The organism is Seohaeicola zhoushanensis, assembly GCF_014656415.1.
In the GTDB taxonomy this organism is placed as follows: Bacteria; Pseudomonadota; Alphaproteobacteria; order Rhodobacterales; family Rhodobacteraceae; genus Seohaeicola_A; species Seohaeicola_A zhoushanensis.
Genome location: NZ_BNCJ01000001.1, coordinates 274,024 through 290,156 on the forward strand (window position 1 = coordinate 274,024; position 16,133 = coordinate 290,156).

Consider the following 16,133-nt stretch of genomic DNA (forward strand, 5'->3'; position numbering starts at 1 on the left):
GGGCGGAGGCCCGGCGCCGAATTGAGGGCCTTGCGGGGGGCGGTTCCCCGACTAGAGTTTCCGGTCCTGGATACGTAGCTGACGCGCGCGGGCGAGGATCGCGTCCTCGACGGCGCGGACCGTGGCCGGGCTGACCGTGCCGCCCTGGCTGTGCAGCGAGACGTTCAGCGAACGCGCGTCGAGCGCCGGATCGCGGACGTGGACGGTGGCGCGATAGGCGCGGCCGCCGCCGGGCGGGTTGCCGTAGCCGGTGACGATGACGCCGGTGAAGGGATCGACCGATTGCACCGGCAGGAAGTTCAGCACGTCCAGCGTCGCCGCCCAGATATAGCGGTTCACGTTGACGGTCTGGTCGGTCTTGTTCGGGCCGAAAGCGGCCCAGAGCGAGGACTTGGAGTATTTGCCGGCATAGCCTTCGCGGCCGGGCTCGGCCTCGCCGACGGAGGGATCTCCGACGACCACCGGCCCGAAGAAGCCGCCGTTGCGCGGTGCGCCGTCCCGCCGTGCGCCGCAGGCGGCCACCGCAAGGCAGAGAGCGAGAATCAGGGTCACCCGCAAGGGCCGATCAAGAGTCATGACGGATTCCGGTCGTTTTGCTTGGAAATGTCCTACCCAAGGCGGCTTGAGGGGGCAAGCGCAATGTGCCATTGAGCGAATCCCGCGTCCGCGTGAGAGGCGGACCGCCGGCGGCCCTCGATGTGGCCGGGCGCCCCATTGTTCACGGGAAAAGGCCCTTTGCTGCCGGTGCGTTGGGTTTACTGTGGCAAAGCTGCACCATCCGCCACGACTTTGCCCCAATCCCGGCCGCGAGCCTTGCCAAAACGGGGGGGAAAGAGCGAAACCGCTGCCTATACCCACACCAGATTCTCTGGTTTGGGCGTATGATTTGAAACCGAGGGAAAAACGATGAAAAAGGTTCTCTTCGCTACGACGGCGCTGATCGCTACCGCGAGCATGGCAGCCGCCGAAGTTAAGATCAGCGGTTACGGCCGTTTCGGTCTGGACTACAACGATGCCAACGACCGCGCCGTCAACGGCCGTCCGTCGACCACCATCACCAGCCGTCTGCGCCTGCAGTTCGACATGTCGACCCAGACCGATGGCGGCGTGACCCTGGGTGCCCGCTTCCGTGCACAGGCCGAAAGCCGTGACAACGTTCCCGGCGGCGCAGTGTTCAACGGCGCACGCTTCTATGCATCGTATGGCAGCTTCACCCTGGGTGTCGGCAACATCATCGGCGCCATCGAAGGCATGCCGGGCCTGTACCTGGAAACCAACTCGGCTGGCATCGGCATCGACGGCGCAGGCTTCCACAGCCTCGTGACCAACGTCAACGTCACCGGCGGCGAGTTCTTCAACTGGGATGCCTACTCGTCCGACAACGTCGGCGCCAACGGCATGGAAGTCATCTACAAGTCGGGCGCATTCGCTGCCCACCTGTCGTACAGCACCGACAACGGCGCAGTTGCCGTTGACCGCGCTGCCCTGCACGTTGCCTACACCTTCGGTGACTGGACCGCCGCTCTCGGCGTTCAGGACTCCGACATCATCGGTGAAGACAAGACCGTCCTGACCGTTGCCGGCAAGCTGGGCAACATCGGTCTGCGCTTCGCAGCTGCCGACAACGACGGCATCAAGAAGTACGGCATCTACGGCAACATGGATATCGGCACCGCGTCGAACATCCTGCTGTTCGTGACCTCGGAAGACGCAGCTGACGCTGGCGCTCTGGCCCAAGGCCGTGACAACCGCGACAACACCCTCCTGAACCCCGGCGACACCGGCGGCGAAGGCGAATCGTACGGCATCCACTACACCTACGACCTCGGTGGCGGTGCTTCGTTCGAAGCCGGTGCTGTCCGTTCGTCGAACGACCAGACCCAAGTTCAGGCCGGTGTGTTCTTCAAGTTCTAACTTGATCCACACGCTTGACGCGTAAGAGAGGGCAGGTCTTCGGACCTGCCCTTTTCTTTTGACCGCATTCACGCCAAGGTTCCGGCAATCGGAGGCTGAACATGATGAAAAGATCTCTGAGTCTTGCACTGCTGTTCGCCACCGCGACTGCCGCGGCGGCAGAGGTCAAGATCAGCGGCTATGGCCGGTTCGGCCTGGACTACAACGACCGAAACGCATCGTCGGGTGTGAATGGCATCGGCGCACCTGCCAATGGTGTTTCATCGACGACCATCACCAGCCGTTTGCGGCTGCAGTTCGACTTTTCCACCGAGACCGATGGCGCCGTGACGCTGGGCAGCCGTCTAAGGGTGGAGGCGGAGAGCCGGGACAATGTCGCGGTCACCCCAGGTTTCAATGGAGCCTATTTCTTCGCGCGCTACGGTGGGATGACCGTTGGCGTGGGCAATATCCTGGGCGCCATCGACGCGATGCCGGGGTTCAAGATCAACAACCCGGCCACGGGTATCGGCATCGATGGGGCAGGTTTCCACGACGAGGTGGCGAACGTTGCCGCGAATGTCGCCGGCCAGTTCGGCAACTGGGACGCCTATTCCTCGACCGCTGCGGGGCCGAACGGCCTGGAAATTCTGTACAAGTCCGGCGCGTTCTCGGGCCACCTTTCCTATAGCCGCACGAACACCGATATCGCCCCCGTCGGCGACGGCATTCCGGGGAATGCCTCGCCGTCCAACCGGACACGTATCGCGATGAACCTCGCTTACACCTTCGGCGACTGGACGGCGGTCCTGGGCGGCCAGGCCTCGGACACGGCGGGCGAGGACAAGCTGATCCTCGCCGTCATGGGCCAGGTCGGCCCTGTCGGCCTGCGTTTCGCCTATGCGGACAACGAGGGTATCAGGAAATACGGCATCTACGGTGACATGGACGTTGGAACCGCCTCGAACGTCCTGGTCTTCGTGACCTCGGAAGAAGCGGCGGATGCCGGCGCGATCGCCCAAGGCCGGGACAACCGGGACAACGTCGGGCCAAGGGTCGGCGCGCTGGCCGATACCGGCGGCGAGGGCGAATCCTACGGCGTGCATTATTCCTACGACCTGGGCGGCGGCGCCTCGGTGGAGGCGGGGGCGGTCCGGTCGTCGAACGACCAGACCCAGGTCCAGGCGGGTGTGTTCTTCAGGTTCTGAACAACGCGACCAGAGGCAAGACGGGGCAGGTCTTCGGACCTGCCCTTTTCTTTTGCGCGGATCCGGTGTTTTTCTGCCGGTGCAGGAAAAGGAGACGCGCATGGCACTCGAGGATATCAGGGACCGCATCGCCGCAGCCGAGGCCGGGGCCGGGCGGGCCGCCGGGTCGGTGACGTTGATCGCGGTGTCGAAGATGCAGCCCGACGAGCGGGTCGAAGCGGTGCTGAAGGCCGGCCAGCGGGTCTTTGGCGAGAACCGGGTGCAGGAGGCGGCCGGCAAATGGCCCGCCTTCCGCGAGAAATACGAGGGCATCGAGCTGCACATCATCGGCCCGCTGCAGACCAACAAGGCGCGGCAGGCGATGGAACTGGCGCAGGCGATCCACTCGGTCGACCGCCCCAAGCTCGCCACCACGCTGGCACGGCTGGCGCAGGAGATCGGCAGCTGCCCGGACCTGTTCATCCAGGTGAATACCGGCGAGGAGGAGCAGAAGGCCGGCGTGCTGCCGCGCGAAGCCGATGCCTTCGTCGCCGAGTGCCGGGGGCTGGACCTGCCGGTGAAGGGGCTGATGTGCATCCCGCCGGTGGACGAGGAGCCGGCGCTGCACTTCGCGCTGCTGGCGAAGATCGCGGCGCGCAACGGGCTGGCGGGGCTGTCGATGGGGATGAGCGGGGATTTCGAGACCGCGATTGCTCTGGGGGCGACCCATGTGCGGGTCGGCTCGGCGATCTTCGGCGAGAGGCACTGAGCCTGCCGGACCGGCGGTCATGCCCGGCGGGGCATGACGCACCGGCCCAGGGTTTCAGCCTTCGATGGCGGTGATCATGTCGACGCGGGTGGCGTGGCGCCCGCCTTCGAACTCGGCGTTGACGAAAGCGTCGACGATGTCGAGCGCGAGGCCCTCGCCGATCACCCGTGCGCCCAGCGAGAGCATGTTGGCGTCATTGTGCTGGCGGATCATGCGCGCCGAGAAGGTGTCGGAGCAGACGCCGCAGCGGATGCCCTTGACCTTGTTCGCGGCCATCATGATGCCCTGGCCGGTGCCGCAGAGGATGATGCCGAGCGGGCAATCGCCCGAGGCGACCTGGCGCGCGGCGGCTTCGCCGTGCTTGGGATAGTGGGTGCTTTCGGGCGTCGTGGGCCCGATGTCGACCACGTCCCAGCCCTGCCCGGCAAGATGGCGGGCAATGGCCTGGCGGAGGTCGATGGCGGCGTGGTCGCTGGAGAGGACGATGCGTTTGGGATGGGTCATGATGGCAACAAGCGTAATCACCAACGCGCGGCGGGAGCAACCGAAAGCCGTCGACTGAGGACGCGCTGCGACGAAACATCCCGCCCTTCGGGCGGGGTCTAGGGCACCAGAAGCCGCGTGCCCGGCACCGCGTATGGGGCAATGCGATGAAGGTCGGCGCGCGAGAGCGCGACACAGCCGGCGGTGGGGAAGCAGCGGCGCCGCCACTGGTGGATGAAGATCGCCGAACCGCGCCCCGGTTCGGCCTCGGGCCAGTTCCAGTCGGTTATCAGCACGAGGTCATACATCGGATCGGCCCGGCGCATGGCCTCGTGGCTGAAGCCGTGCGGGGCGGTCACCAGATGGTTGTAGGCCGGATCGCGGATGTCGTCGGACCAGAGATCACGCGGGCCGATCGGCACGGCCCAGGGTGCGGGGCTGGCGAGGCGGTCAGGGCGGTAGAACATGCCGACGATCTCGTGCACCCCGCGCGGCGTGGCGCCGTCGCCCTCGCGCTTGTCCGCGGACAGGCCGCCGCGGCCGATGGTGCAGGGCCAGAGCCTGCCAAGATAGCGCAGGCCCATGGGGGTGAGGATCATGTCGGCGGTACTCATCGGGGTCGCGGTCCTGGTGTGGAGATCCTGGGCACTAGAGCGGAAATCGGACCGCGCTGGAACCCCTCACCCTTTCCCTCTCCCCCTCGGGGAGAGGGAAGCGCCGCACCCGAAGGGCGGAGTCAGAGGATGTGGCCGGATTTCTTCGCCTTGGTGTCGAGGTATTTGGCGTTCAGCGGGTTGAGGCCGACCTTGAGCGGCACGCGTTCGGCCACCTTGATCCCGGTCTTCTCCATCATCGCCACCTTGGCAGGGTTGTTGGTCAGCAGGCGGACCGAGGAGAAGCCCATCGACTTGAGGATATCGGCGCCGAGGCGGAAGTCGCGCTCGTCGTCCTCGAAACCCAGCCGGTGATTGGCTTCGACAGTGTCGAAGCCCTGGTCCTGCAGCGCATAGGCGCGCATCTTGTTGGCCAGGCCGATGCCGCGCCCTTCCTGGTTGAGGTAGAGCAGCACGCCCGCGCCTTCATCTCCCATGTGCTGGAGCGCGGCGCGCAGCTGCGGGCCGCAGTCGCATTTCAGCGAGCCGAGCAGGTCGCCGGTGAAACAGGCGGAATGCAGGCGGGCGAGCACCGGCTTGGCGCGGTCGGGGCGGCCGATCTCGACGGCGTAATGCTCCTCGCCGCCGTCCTCGGGGCGGAAGATGTGCAACCGGCCGGCCTCGGAAACAGAGAGCGGCAGCCGGGCGTTGACCACCGGGTGCAACGGGCTTCGGTCGGTCAGGTGATCCTGCGCGGCGGCAAGCGAGATGCGGGTAAGACCGTTGTCGCGGGCAAAGGCCGTCGCGTCGGCCAGCGGGACCGTGACCATCGCCGGAAGCAGGCGCGCCGACTTGGCAAGCTGGATGCCGAGGCGGTGCAGCGCGGCGCCGCCCTCGCGGCGGCTGGCGAGCGGACCTTTCATCGGCGTGGCGAGGTCGTCCTCGGGATCGGCCAACGCCGAGATCCAGGTCAGGCCGGCCTCGGCGGGCACGTTGATGCGGGCGAGGTCGCCGTCATAGGCGCGGGCCTTGAGCGTCTCGGCACGGCGCGCGGTGATCGCCACGGTCAGCTCGGGCGAGAGGGCGCGCATGGCGGCGAGGCGGCGGGCGTCGAGCGTTTCGGCAGAGGCGGCGAGCAGGGCGTCAGGGCCGTCCTGCAGCACCACCGGCAGGCCCATGCGCAGGTCGGCGCGGGCGCGCGCGAGGAGTTCGGTGATGTCGGGCAGCAGGGTCATGGCGGCGGTCTTTATCGCGGGTTAGGCCTCTGGTTACGCGCAATTCGCAGCAATGTGAAACATTTCCCCCGAAGTGGACACGTCAGCGTGAACGAATTGCAGCAAATCTTGTCCGGGCGGTCCCGACAAATCATGTGTTAAGCAAGAACAGGAGGCCGCAACATGGCGCAACTGAAGAAGATTCTGCTGGTCGACGACGATGACGATCTGCGCGAGGCGCTGAGCGAGCAGCTGGTGATGACCGAGGATTTCGACGTCTTCGAGGCCGGCAGCGGGGCGAAAGCGCTCGAGCGGGTGCGCGAGGCCTTGTACGACCTCATCATCCTCGACGTGGGCCTGCCCGACACCGACGGGCGCGAGCTGTGCAAGCTGATGCGCAAGCAGGGCGTGAAGGCGCCGGTGCTGATGCTGACCGGCCATGACAGCGATGCCGACACCATCCTGGGGCTCGATGCCGGGGCCAACGATTACGTCACCAAGCCGTTCAAGTTCCCGGTGCTGCTGGCGCGCATCCGCGCGCAGCTGCGCCAGCACGAGCAGAGCGAGGACGCGGTGTTCCAGCTCGGCCCCTATACCTTCAAGCCGGCGATGAAGATGCTGATCACGGCAGACGACAAGAAGATCCGGCTGACCGAGAAGGAAACCAACATCCTCAAGTATCTCTACCGGTCGAGCGACGGCGTGGTGGCCCGCGACGTGCTGCTGCACGAGGTCTGGGGCTACAACGCCGGCGTCACGACCCATACGCTGGAAACCCATATCTACCGGCTGCGCCAGAAGATCGAGCCGGACCCGTCGAACGCCCGGCTGCTGGTGACCGAAAGCGGCGGCTATCGGCTGGTGGCGTGATCCGGATCACAGACGCCGATTCGGTTTTGACCTAGGGTAAACGCATCCCGTCGCATATCCGGGTAATGATATGCTCCTCCCTGTTGGACTGGCCGGGCCTTGTGCCCGGCCTTTTTTTCTCGCAGACCTGCGGCAAGGGAGAGGCGCATGATCCGATGGCTGGTCCGTGGAGTGCTGGTTCTGCTGCTTGCGGCCGTGGTCGCGGCGGCGGGGTTCCGCATCGCCGCCAGCCTGCGCGAGCGGCAGGAAGCCGAGGCGGTCCTGCCCGAGGGCGGGCGGCTGGTCGAGACCGGGGCGGGGCGTATCTTCGTGATGGAGGCGGGCGAGGGGCCGGCGGTGCTCTTCGTGCATGGGACGGCGGCCTGGTCGGGGCTGTGGCGCCCGACGCTGGAGGCCGTGGCGGCGCGGGGCTATCGGGCGATTGCCTTCGACCTGCCGCCGTTCGGCTTTTCCGAGCGGGCGACGGATGGCGATTACGCGCGGCGCAGTCAGGCCGCGCGGATCCTTGCGCTGGTACAGGCGCTGGAGGTGCGGCCGGTGCTGGTGGCGCATAGCTTTGGCGCGGCGCCGGGGGTCGAGGCGGTGATGGCCGAGCCGGCCGCCTTTGCGGGGCTGGTGGTCGTCGACGGCGCGGTGGGGCTGGACGCCCCGGCGCGCGGGCTGCCGGCGCTGCTGCAGCCGATGTGGCTGCGCGAGGCGGCGCTCTCGCTGACCGCGACCAACCCGCTGCTGACGCGGCAGCTGCTGGCAAGCCTGCTGCACGTCAAGGCGGCGGCGACGCCGGACATCGCGGAGTTGCTGCAGCGGCCGATGGTGCGACGGGGCAGTACCCGGGCCTTCGCCGAGTGGCTGCCGTCGCTGCTTGTGCCGGATCCGGACGCCCGGAGCGCGCGGCCCGAGGGCTGGGCGGCGCTGCCGGCGGGCGCGGAACTGATCTGGGGCGACAGGGACAGCGTGACCCCGCTGGCGCAGGGCGAGGCGCTGGCGGCGCTGGCCCCGGAGGCGCATCTGCAGGTGCTGGAGGGCGTTGGCCATATCCCGCAGATCGAGGCGCCGGAACCCTTCCGGGCGGCACTGCTGGCGGCCTTGGACAGGATCGTCGCGCGGTGACGGCAGAGCTTTTCCTGATCGCGGTGGCGGCGGCCAGTTTCTATGCGCTGGGGATCGTGATGGCCCCTTTCGGGCTGCGCCATGTCAGCGCGCTGTCGGGTGGGGCGATCTCGGTGCCGACCAGCGCGCTGCTCTTGCTGGCGGTCTCGCCAGTGACGGTGGATTGGGGGAACTGGGACAACCACAGCGCGGCGATCTTCGCGGCGGGCGGGTTGTTCTATCCCGCCGGCGTCACCCTGCTGAACTTTGCCGGCAACCGGCGGCTGGGGCCGAACCTGACGGCGGCGGTGGGCAACGTGACACCGCTTTTCGCCATCGGGCTGGCGATGGTCTTCCTGGGCGAGAGCCTGCGCTGGGCGCAGGTGGGCGGCATCGCGGTGCTGTTCGCCGGGCTGGCGGTGATCGCCGCCGACCGGGTGCGCAGCCATCCGACGGCAACGCTCTGGCTGCTCGGCATCCCGCTGGCGGCGGCGGTGCTGCGGGGCGGAGCGCAACCGCTGGTGAAGGCAGGGCTGGCCGGATGGCCGAATGCCTTCGCCGCCGCCACGCTGGCCTATGTGGTCTCGGCCAGCCTGATCCTGCTGGCCTACCTCGTGCTGGGCCGCAACGGGCCGGCACGGACCCTGCCGGGGGTGCTGTGGTTCGTCGCCATCGGCACCGCAAACGGCATGTCGCTGTTGCTGCTCTACGTCGCGCTGTCGATGGGTGCGGTGAGCCTGGTGGCCCCGGTCTTTGCCTGCTATCCGCTGATCACCTATGCGATCAACCGCCTGGTCCTGCAGCAGCGCGACGTGACCGCACGGGGCATGCTCGGGATCGGGCTGACGGTAGTCGGCGTCGTGGCGCTGCTGGTGCTTTGAGCGGGATGCGGGTTTAACCTCTCCCGCAAAGACCATAAGGTCCGCCGCGACACCTTGCGGAGACTGACCCATGACCTTCACGCTCGCCACCTGGAACATCAACTCGGTCCGCCTGCGCGAACCGCTGGTGCTGAAGCTGCTGGCCGAGGAGAAGCCCGACGTGCTCTGCCTGCAGGAGTGCAAGTCGCCGGTCGAGAAGATCCCGCTCGAGGGGATGCGGGCGCTGGGCTATACCCACATGGTTGGCCGGGGGCAGAAGGGCTATAACGGGGTGGCCATCTTCTCGCGCATGCCGATCACCGAGGTGAGCGCGGCGGATCATGCGAGCCTGGGTCATGCGCGCCATATCGCGGGGCGGCTGGAGAACGGCGTCATCATCCACAACTACTATGTGCCCGCCGGGGGCGACGTGCCCGACCGTGAGGTGAACGTGAAGTTCGGCCAGAAGCTCGACTATCTGACCGAGATGCGCGACGCCTTCCACGGCGAGCGGCCCGAGAAGGCGATCCTGGTGGGCGACCTGAACATCGCCCCGCGCGAGGACGATGTGTGGGATCACAAGAAGCTGCTCAAGATCGTCAGCCATACCCCGATCGAGGTGGAGCACCTGGCCCAGACGCAGGACGCCGGGCGCTGGGTCGACGTGACCCGGCAGGACATCCCCGACGGGCGGCTCTATTCCTGGTGGTCCTATCGCGCGGCCGATTGGGACGCGGCCGACAAGGGACGGCGGCTGGACCACATCTGGGCCACGCCCGACATCTCGAACGCCGCGCATTCGAGCCGCATCCTGCGGGCAGCGCGCGGCTGGGAGCAACCCTCGGACCACGCGCCGGTCTTCGCGACCTTCGACCTGTGAGGGAGGCGGTCAGCCGGCGCTGGCCGCCCAGTCCCAATACATCTCGCGCACCCGGCGGGTGACCGGGCCGACCTGGTACTGCCGGTCCTCGAAGGCGGTGACCGGCGTGACCTTGTTCATGTTGCCCGACAGGAACACCTCGTCCGCCGCCTCGAAATCGGCAAAGCTCAGCACGGTTTCATGCACCGCCATCCCGTCGGCGCGCATGTTGCCCATGTGGCGGGCGCGGGTGATGCCGGCCAGGAAGGTGCCGTTGGCGATGGGGGTAAAGACCTCGCCGTCCTTGACCATGAAGACGTTGGCGGTGGCGCTTTCGGCGACATTGCCCATGGCGTCGGCCACCAGGGCGTTGGTGAAGCCCTTCGAGCGCGCCTCGACCAGCATCCGGGCGTTGTTGGGATAAAGGCAGCCGGCCTTGGCATTGACCACCGCGTCCTCCAGCACCGGGCGGCGGAAGCGGGTGCGGGTCAGCGTCGCCGAGGCCTCGGGCGCGGCCATGGGGATCTCCTCCAGGCAGATGGCAAAACCGGTGGTATCGCTGTTCGGCACGATGGCGGTGACGTCGCCGTCGATGCCCCAGTACATCGGACGGATATAGACCGCCGAGCCCTTGTCATAACCCGCCAGCCCCTCGCGCACGATGGCGACCATGTCCTCGGCCGAAACGGTCGGCGTCAGCATCAGCGCCTGGGCCGAACGGTTGACCCGGGCACAATGCGCCTCCAGGTCCGGCGCCAGGCCGTTGACATAGCGCGCCCCGTCGAACACGCCCGAGCCGAGCCATGCGCCGTGGTCGGCGGCCCGCATGATCGGCGTGTCGCCCTCGTGCCAGCTGCCTTCGAAATAGGTGCGGATGTTCTTGCCGGTCGCCATGGTCGCCTCCCTGTTCAGCGCGCCGACCCTAGGGCGGATGCGGCGCCGAGGTCCAGACCGGAAGCGGCCTCAGTCGTAACGTCCGCGCTGCCGCAGCCGGGTTTCGCGCAGGGTCTCGACCAGCATTGCAGTCAACAGGCCGAAGATCAGCAGGCCATTGGCCGCCGCCATCCCGCCGAGCAGCCGCCATTCGACCGGCAAGAGGATGTCGCCGAAACCCAGGGTGGTGAAGGCGACCATCGCGAAATAGACCGAGGCCTCGAGCGTGATGAACATGTCGAGCGCCCAGAGCGCAAGGGCCCAGATCCAGACCGAGGCGGTCATCACCAGCAGCGTCCAGAGCATGACGGCCGAGATTACCGCGATCAGCCGCGGCCCGTGCGGGCGGCGGACGACCCACTGGTGCGTTTTCACCAGGAAGATCTCCAGCCCCCACCAGCTGAGCGCCGCGGCCAGCGACGTCACCCCGATCAGACCGCTTCCCAGCACAAGCTGGATCAGCATTGCGTCACCATGTTCGCCCGCTTCTCCGTTGGCCACAAAGACTAGGATGGCGGGGTATTCGCCGTCCAGTCCGCCGCGGGTGAATTCCTGCGAATTTTGGAATGTTTTCGCTAACGCCGGTTAAAGGCCGGTGCGCAGGTGCCAGAGCTCGGGGAAGAGTTCGACCTCGAGCATCCGCTTGAGATAGCTCACCCCGCCGGTGCCGCCGGTGCCGCGCTTGAAGCCGATCACCCGTTCGACCGTGGTCACGTGGTTGAAGCGCCAGCGGCGGAAGTAGTCTTCGAGGTCCACCAGCTTCTCGGCCAGCTCGTAGAGCGTCCAGTAGGTCTGCGGCGCGTGGTAGACCTTGCTCCAGGCGGCCATCACAGCCTCGTTCTCGGCATGGGGCGCGGCAAGGTCACGGCTCAGCACCTCGGCGGGCAGCGGGATCGCGGCGTTCAGCGCCCGGAGCGCCACGTCATAGATCGAGGGCTGCGCCAGCTCGGCCTCCAGCATGGCCAGGATCTCGGGCCGATGCGCATGGGGGCGCAGCATGGCGGCGTTGCGGTTGCCCAGGATGAACTCGATCTGGCGATACTGGAACGACTGGAACCCCGAGGACTGCCCCAGTGCCGCGCGGAAGGTCGAGTAATCCGATGGCGTCATCGTGCGCAGCACGTCCCAGGCGCTGTTGAGCTGCTCGAAGATCCGGCTGACCCGCGCCAGCATCTTGAAGGCCGGGCGCACATCGGGCTGCGCCAGCGCGACGCGCGCCGCCGAAAGCTCGTGGATCGCCAACCGCATCCAGAGTTCCGAGGTCTGGTGCTGGATGATGAAGAGCATCTCGTCATGTGCGTCCGAGAGCGGCGACTGGGCACCAAGCACCCGGTCGATCTGCAGGTAGTCGCCATAGGACATGCGGCCGTCGAAGGCCATCTGCGCGCCCTCGCGGGCCGGGTCGTAGGGGTCGCTCATGGGATCAGGTCCTGGAAAAATGGGGTCACGTCACCGCCTGGCGCACCTGGAACTCGGGACGGTCATAGGCGCGGGTCTCGAAGACCTCGGCGATGATGCGGGCGGCGGCGCGGATGTCGCCCTCGTCGAGATAGAGCGGGGTGATGCCGAAACGCATGATGTCGGGGGCGCGGAAATCGCCGATCACGCCGCGCGCAATCAGGGCCTGCATCGCGGCATAACCCTGCTCGAAGCGGAAGGAGACCTGGCTGCCGCGTGCCGAACCATCGCGCGGGCTGGCGAGCGTCAACTGCGGGCAGGCGGCCTCGACCTCGGCGATGAAGAGGTCCGACAGCTCGATGCAACGCCGCCTCAGGGCCTGCATGTCGACCCCCTCCCAGATGTCCAGCGCCGCGGCCAGCGCGGTCATCTGGATCACCGGCGGGGTGCCGACGCGCATCCGTTCGACCCCTGTGCCGGGGCGATAGTCGAGGTCGAAAGCGAAGGGCGCGGCATGGCCGAGCCAGCCCGAGAGCGCCGGCAGGGCGTTGCCGGCATGGCGGGGCGCGACGTAGATGAAGGCCGGCGCGCCGGGGCCGCCGTTGAGGAACTTGTAGGTGCAGCCCACCGCGAAATCTGCCCCCGCGCCCGCCAGATCCACTGGCAGCGCCCCGGCGGAATGGGCCAGATCCCAGACCGTCACCACGCCGGCGGCATGGGCCTGCGCGGTCAGCGCCGCCATGTCGTGCTTGCGCCCGGTGCGATAGTCGACCTCGGTCAGCATCAGCACCGCGATCTCGTCGGTGATTGCCGCGGCCACTTCTTCCGGCGCGACGACGCGCAGCTCGAACCCCTCGCCCAGCAGCCTGACCAGGCCCGAGGCCATGTAGAGATCGGAGGGGAAGTTACCGCTGTCCGAGAGGATCACCCGGCGGTCCGGGTTCAGCGCCAGCGCGGCGGCGAGCGCCTGGTAGACCTTGATCGAGAGCGTGTCGCCGACGGTGACATGGCCCGGCTCTGCCCCGATCAGCCGCCCGATCCGGTCGCCCAGCTCCATCGGCATCGCCATCCATCCGCCGAGGTTCCAGCCGGTGATCAGCATCTCGCCCCATTGCGCGCCCAGCATCTCGGCCACGCGCCCCGGCGCGGCCTTGGGCAGCGGGCCAAGCGAATTGCCGTCGAGGTAGAGCACCCCCTCGGGCAGGTGGAACATGGACTTGGTGGCGGCGAAATCGGTCATCGGGATCTCCGGCGGCGCGCGATAGATACTTTAAGCATAAAGTAAATCCCCTCTACACCCTGTCCAGCGCCCTGTCCAGCGGTCCACGCTCGGTGGCTGCTGTCGCCTTGGGGGCGCCGCCCCCATATCCCACATCTTCAACAGACTGGTATCAGGAAAGAAGAAAAAGGGGGGGTGCAGTGGGCGGTTGAGCCCTGTCCCGGATTCACTCCCCCGGAATATGTATATATTCCAGTTACTTGACCCCCCGTCCTAGCTGGGACGCCTTCAGCCGCGCAGGGTGCCGCCGGTGGCCTTGGTCACTTTTTCGACGATCTTGGCCGATACCGCCTCGATCTCGGCCTCGGTCAGGGTCTTGCCGGTGGGCTGGAGCCGGACAGTCACCGCCAGAGATTTCTTGCCCTCGCCAAGCGAGCCGCCGGCGAATTCGTCGAAGACGCGCACGTCCTCGATCAGCGCCTTGTCGGCGCCAGCCGCGGCATTGACCAGCACCAGCGCCTCGACCTGGGCGTCGACCACGAAGGCGAAGTCGCGCTCCACCGCCTGCAGGTCGCGCAGCTCCAGCGCCGCCCGCGTCGCGGTACCCTTGCGGGCCTGCGGCACCTCTTCGGGCCAGAGGGTGAAGGCCATCGCCGGGCCCTTGACGTCCATCGCGGCCAGCACGCGGGGGTGCAGCTCTCCGAAGACGCCGAGCACCTTCTTGGGGCCGAGGCAAATCCGCCCGTGCCGGCCCGGATGCCACCAGCCGGCGCCGCCGCGCAGGATCTGCACCTTGGCCGGGGCGCCCATGGCCGCCAGGATCGCCTCGGCGTCGGCCTTGACGTCGAAGACATCGACCGCGCGCGCGCTCTTGTGGACGTCCTTGGCCGCCGTCCGTCCGACCAGCAGGCCGGAGACCTGGACCTGCTGTTCGCCCGGCTCGCCGCCGCTGAAGGCGGGGCCGATCTCGAAGAGGGAGAGGTCCATGAAGCCGCGCGCCTGGTTGCGGGCGGCGGCCTGCAGCAGGCCCGGCAGCAGGTCGGGGCGCATGTGGCTCATCTCGGAGGAGATCGGGTTCTCGAGCATCGAGGCATCGTCGCCGCCGTCGAAGAGCGCCGCGCTGGCCTTGTCGATGAAGGAGTAGCTGACACATTCGTTGTAGCCGAGCGCGGCCGCGGTCCGGCGTGCCGCCTGTTCGCGGCGCTGCATCGGCGTCATCACCGGGCGCGGCACGCCCTCGGTCAGGCGCGGCAGGGGGCGGCCTTCGAGCTTGGTCAGCGAGGCGACGCGGGCGACTTCCTCGACGAGGTCCGCCTCGCCCAAGACGTCGGGCCGCCAGCTGGGCACCTGGGCCATGTTGCCCTCGAGCTTGAAGCCGAGGCGGGTCAAGGTCTGGCGCTGTTCGCTTTCGGGGATGTCCATGCCGACGAGGCTTTGCACACGCGCGGTGTCGAGCCGGTAGGCGCGGCGGTGGTCGGGCACGGCGCCGGCGATCACCACGCTGGAAGCCTCGCCGCCGCAGAGGTCGAGGATCATTTGCGTCGCCAGTTCGAGGCCCGGCAGGGTGAATTCCGGGTCGATGCCGCGTTCGAAGCGGTAGCGGGCGTCGGAGTTGATCTTGAGCGCGCGGCCGGTGAGGGCGATCTGGACGTTGTCCCAGAAGGCCGACTCGAGGAAGACGTTGACCGTCTCCTCGCTCACGCCCGAGGCGGCGCCGCCCATGACGCCGGCGATGCTCTCGGGTTCGTTGGCGTCGGAGATCACGATCATGCCCGGCTCGAAGGTATAGGTCTTGTCGTCGAGCGCCACGAGGCTCTCGCCGCCCTTGGCGCGGTGGACGCGCAGGGTGCCGCCGGCGACTTTGTCGGCGTCAAAGACGTGCAGTGGGCGGTTGCGGTCGTAGGTGAAGAAGTTGGTGATATCGACCAGGGCCGAGATCGGGCGCAGGCCGATGGCGCGCAGCTGGTCCTGAAGCCATTGCGGCGAGGGGCCGTTGCGGACACCACGGATCAGGCGGCCGGTGAAGACCGGGCAGCCGTCGAGCGTATCCTCGTCGATGGTGACGGCGATCGGGCAGGGGAATTCGCCCGGCACCGGCTCGATCGGGCGCTGCTTGAGCTGGCCAATGCCGCGGGCGGCGAGGTCGCGGGCGATGCCCTGAACGCCCAGCGCGTCGGGGCGGTTGGGGGTGATCGCGATCTCGATCACCGGGTCGACCTTGGAGGGGTCGTTCTCGGCCAGCCAGTCGACGAAACGGTCGCCGACCTCGCCCGAGGGCAGCTCGATGATGCCGTCATGCTCGTCCGACAGCTCCAGCTCGCGCTCGGAGGCCATCATGCCGAAGCTCTCGATGCCGCGGATCTTGCCGACTCCGATGGTGGTGTCGATGCCCGGCACGTAGACGCCCGGCTTGGCGACGACCACGGTGATCCCGGCACGCGCGTTCGGGGCGCCGCAGATGATCTGAAGTTCACCCTCGTCGGTGGCCACCTTGCAGACCCGCAGCCGGTCGGCGTCGGGGTGCTGTTCGGCGTGCAGCACCTTGCCGATGGTGAAGTCCTTGAGCCGGTCCCCCGGATTGGTCACTTCCTCGACCTCGAGGCCGAGATCGGTCAGCGTTTCGGCAATCTCGTCGACGCTCGCGTTGGTATCGAGATGCGTCTTCAGCCAGGAGAGGGTGAATTTCATCGGTTCGGCTTTCGCAGGGCAATTTCCGGTCGCGCTGGGAATGGCAAAGAATGGCCGTCAGCGCAAGGTATAGCCGAT

The 16,133-nt window shown here is 67.5% G+C and carries 16 protein-coding genes; 7 read left to right on the forward strand and 9 right to left on the reverse strand.

All coding sequences use genetic code 11. The annotated features are described in order from the left end of the window. Positions 1-51: 51 nt before the first annotated feature. Positions 52-576 (reverse strand): DUF3576 domain-containing protein, encoded by a 525-nt coding sequence (locus tag IE266_RS01315; protein ID WP_189678225.1) that lies wholly within the window; start codon positions 574-576, stop codon positions 52-54. 330 nt (positions 577-906) lie between these two features. Between IE266_RS01315 and IE266_RS01320 the strand changes: the two genes are divergently transcribed. The 3 genes from IE266_RS01320 to IE266_RS01330 all read left to right on the forward strand — a co-directional run bounded on the left by IE266_RS01320 (position 907) and on the right by IE266_RS01330 (position 3,849). Further along, complete coding sequence (locus IE266_RS01320; protein ID WP_189678226.1) at positions 907-1,914, forward strand: porin; 1,008 nt, start codon at positions 907-909, stop codon at positions 1,912-1,914. A gap of 101 nt (positions 1,915-2,015) precedes the next feature. Next, positions 2,016-3,101 carry a porin gene (locus IE266_RS01325; protein ID WP_189678227.1) on the forward strand — a complete coding sequence of 362 codons (1,086 nt, stop codon included), beginning with the start codon at positions 2,016-2,018 and terminating at the stop codon, positions 3,099-3,101. Between the two features lie 100 nt (positions 3,102-3,201). Continuing rightward, positions 3,202-3,849, forward strand: coding sequence for a YggS family pyridoxal phosphate-dependent enzyme (locus IE266_RS01330; RefSeq protein WP_189678228.1), 648 nt, complete (start codon positions 3,202-3,204; stop codon positions 3,847-3,849). 54 nt (positions 3,850-3,903) lie between these two features. On the opposite strand, the gene rpiB is transcribed toward IE266_RS01330, so the two are convergent. The 3 genes from rpiB to ribA form a co-directional block, all read right to left on the reverse strand. After that, complete coding sequence (gene rpiB / locus IE266_RS01335; protein ID WP_189678229.1) at positions 3,904-4,353, reverse strand: ribose 5-phosphate isomerase B; 450 nt, start codon at positions 4,351-4,353, stop codon at positions 3,904-3,906. Between the two features lie 98 nt (positions 4,354-4,451). Next, positions 4,452-4,946, reverse strand: coding sequence for a L,D-transpeptidase family protein (locus IE266_RS01340; RefSeq protein ID WP_189678230.1), 495 nt, complete (start codon positions 4,944-4,946; stop codon positions 4,452-4,454). Between the two features lie 122 nt (positions 4,947-5,068). Then, positions 5,069-6,160, reverse strand: coding sequence for a GTP cyclohydrolase II (gene ribA / locus IE266_RS01345; RefSeq protein WP_189678231.1), 1,092 nt, complete (start codon positions 6,158-6,160; stop codon positions 5,069-5,071). Positions 6,161-6,322: 162 nt separating this feature from the next. Between ribA and IE266_RS01350 the strand changes: the two genes are divergently transcribed. The 4 genes from IE266_RS01350 (at position 6,323) to IE266_RS01365 (ending at position 9,838) form a co-directional block, all read left to right on the forward strand. Next, positions 6,323-7,009, forward strand: a complete 687-nt coding sequence (locus IE266_RS01350) for a response regulator transcription factor (RefSeq protein WP_189678232.1) — start codon at positions 6,323-6,325, stop codon at positions 7,007-7,009. A gap of 147 nt (positions 7,010-7,156) precedes the next feature. Next, complete coding sequence (locus IE266_RS01355; protein WP_189678233.1) at positions 7,157-8,119, forward strand: alpha/beta fold hydrolase; 963 nt, start codon at positions 7,157-7,159, stop codon at positions 8,117-8,119. Then, positions 8,116-8,979, forward strand: a complete 864-nt coding sequence (locus IE266_RS01360) for a DMT family transporter (protein WP_189678234.1) — start codon at positions 8,116-8,118, stop codon at positions 8,977-8,979. Before IE266_RS01355 ends, IE266_RS01360 begins: the two co-directional genes overlap by 4 nt. A gap of 70 nt (positions 8,980-9,049) precedes the next feature. Beyond that, entirely contained in the window at positions 9,050-9,838 is a 789-nt protein-coding gene (locus IE266_RS01365; RefSeq protein ID WP_189678235.1) for an exodeoxyribonuclease III, read from the forward strand. A gap of 9 nt (positions 9,839-9,847) precedes the next feature. Here the strand turns inward: IE266_RS01365 and IE266_RS01370 are convergent, their stop codons facing one another. The 5 genes from IE266_RS01370 to pheT form a co-directional block, all read right to left on the reverse strand. Beyond that, positions 9,848-10,711 carry a branched-chain amino acid aminotransferase gene (locus IE266_RS01370; RefSeq protein ID WP_189678236.1) on the reverse strand — a complete coding sequence of 288 codons (864 nt, stop codon included), beginning with the start codon at positions 10,709-10,711 and terminating at the stop codon, positions 9,848-9,850. Positions 10,712-10,780: 69 nt separating this feature from the next. After that, entirely contained in the window at positions 10,781-11,215 is a 435-nt protein-coding gene (locus IE266_RS01375) for an ion channel (RefSeq protein WP_189678237.1), read from the reverse strand. 120 nt (positions 11,216-11,335) lie between these two features. Beyond that, positions 11,336-12,169: a tryptophan 2,3-dioxygenase gene (gene kynA, locus IE266_RS01380; RefSeq protein WP_189678238.1), complete on the reverse strand. Its 834-nt coding sequence runs from the start codon at positions 12,167-12,169 to the stop codon at positions 11,336-11,338. Positions 12,170-12,194: 25 nt separating this feature from the next. After that, entirely contained in the window at positions 12,195-13,388 is a 1,194-nt protein-coding gene (gene kynU / locus IE266_RS01385; protein WP_189678239.1) for a kynureninase, read from the reverse strand. Positions 13,389-13,655: 267 nt separating this feature from the next. Continuing rightward, the gene (gene pheT / locus IE266_RS01390) at positions 13,656-16,055 is read right to left on the reverse strand and encodes a phenylalanine--tRNA ligase subunit beta (protein ID WP_189678240.1); all 2,400 of its coding nucleotides are present in this window, start codon (positions 16,053-16,055) and stop codon (positions 13,656-13,658) included. Positions 16,056-16,133 lie beyond the last annotated feature (78 nt).

Bases quoted from the DNA above. Each gene is read 5' to 3' on its own strand.
- IE266_RS01315 (WP_189678225.1), bottom strand. From the start codon at position 576: ATGACTCTTGATCGGCCCTTGCGGGTGACCCTGATTCTCGCTCTCTGC.
- IE266_RS01320 (WP_189678226.1), top strand. From the start codon at position 907: ATGAAAAAGGTTCTCTTCGCTACGACGGCGCTGATCGCTACCGCGAGC.
- IE266_RS01325 (WP_189678227.1), top strand. From the start codon at position 2,016: ATGATGAAAAGATCTCTGAGTCTTGCACTGCTGTTCGCCACCGCGACT.
- IE266_RS01330 (WP_189678228.1), top strand. From the start codon at position 3,202: ATGGCACTCGAGGATATCAGGGACCGCATCGCCGCAGCCGAGGCCGGG.
- rpiB (WP_189678229.1), bottom strand. From the start codon at position 4,353: ATGACCCATCCCAAACGCATCGTCCTCTCCAGCGACCACGCCGCCATC.
- IE266_RS01340 (WP_189678230.1), bottom strand. From the start codon at position 4,946: ATGAGTACCGCCGACATGATCCTCACCCCCATGGGCCTGCGCTATCTT.
- ribA (WP_189678231.1), bottom strand. From the start codon at position 6,160: ATGACCCTGCTGCCCGACATCACCGAACTCCTCGCGCGCGCCCGCGCC.
- IE266_RS01350 (WP_189678232.1), top strand. From the start codon at position 6,323: ATGGCGCAACTGAAGAAGATTCTGCTGGTCGACGACGATGACGATCTG.
- IE266_RS01355 (WP_189678233.1), top strand. From the start codon at position 7,157: ATGATCCGATGGCTGGTCCGTGGAGTGCTGGTTCTGCTGCTTGCGGCC.
- IE266_RS01365 (WP_189678235.1), top strand. From the start codon at position 9,050: ATGACCTTCACGCTCGCCACCTGGAACATCAACTCGGTCCGCCTGCGC.
- IE266_RS01370 (WP_189678236.1), bottom strand. From the start codon at position 10,711: ATGGCGACCGGCAAGAACATCCGCACCTATTTCGAAGGCAGCTGGCAC.
- IE266_RS01375 (WP_189678237.1), bottom strand. From the start codon at position 11,215: ATGCTGATCCAGCTTGTGCTGGGAAGCGGTCTGATCGGGGTGACGTCG.
- kynA (WP_189678238.1), bottom strand. From the start codon at position 12,169: ATGAGCGACCCCTACGACCCGGCCCGCGAGGGCGCGCAGATGGCCTTC.
- kynU (WP_189678239.1), bottom strand. From the start codon at position 13,388: ATGACCGATTTCGCCGCCACCAAGTCCATGTTCCACCTGCCCGAGGGG.
- pheT (WP_189678240.1), bottom strand. From the start codon at position 16,055: ATGAAATTCACCCTCTCCTGGCTGAAGACGCATCTCGATACCAACGCG.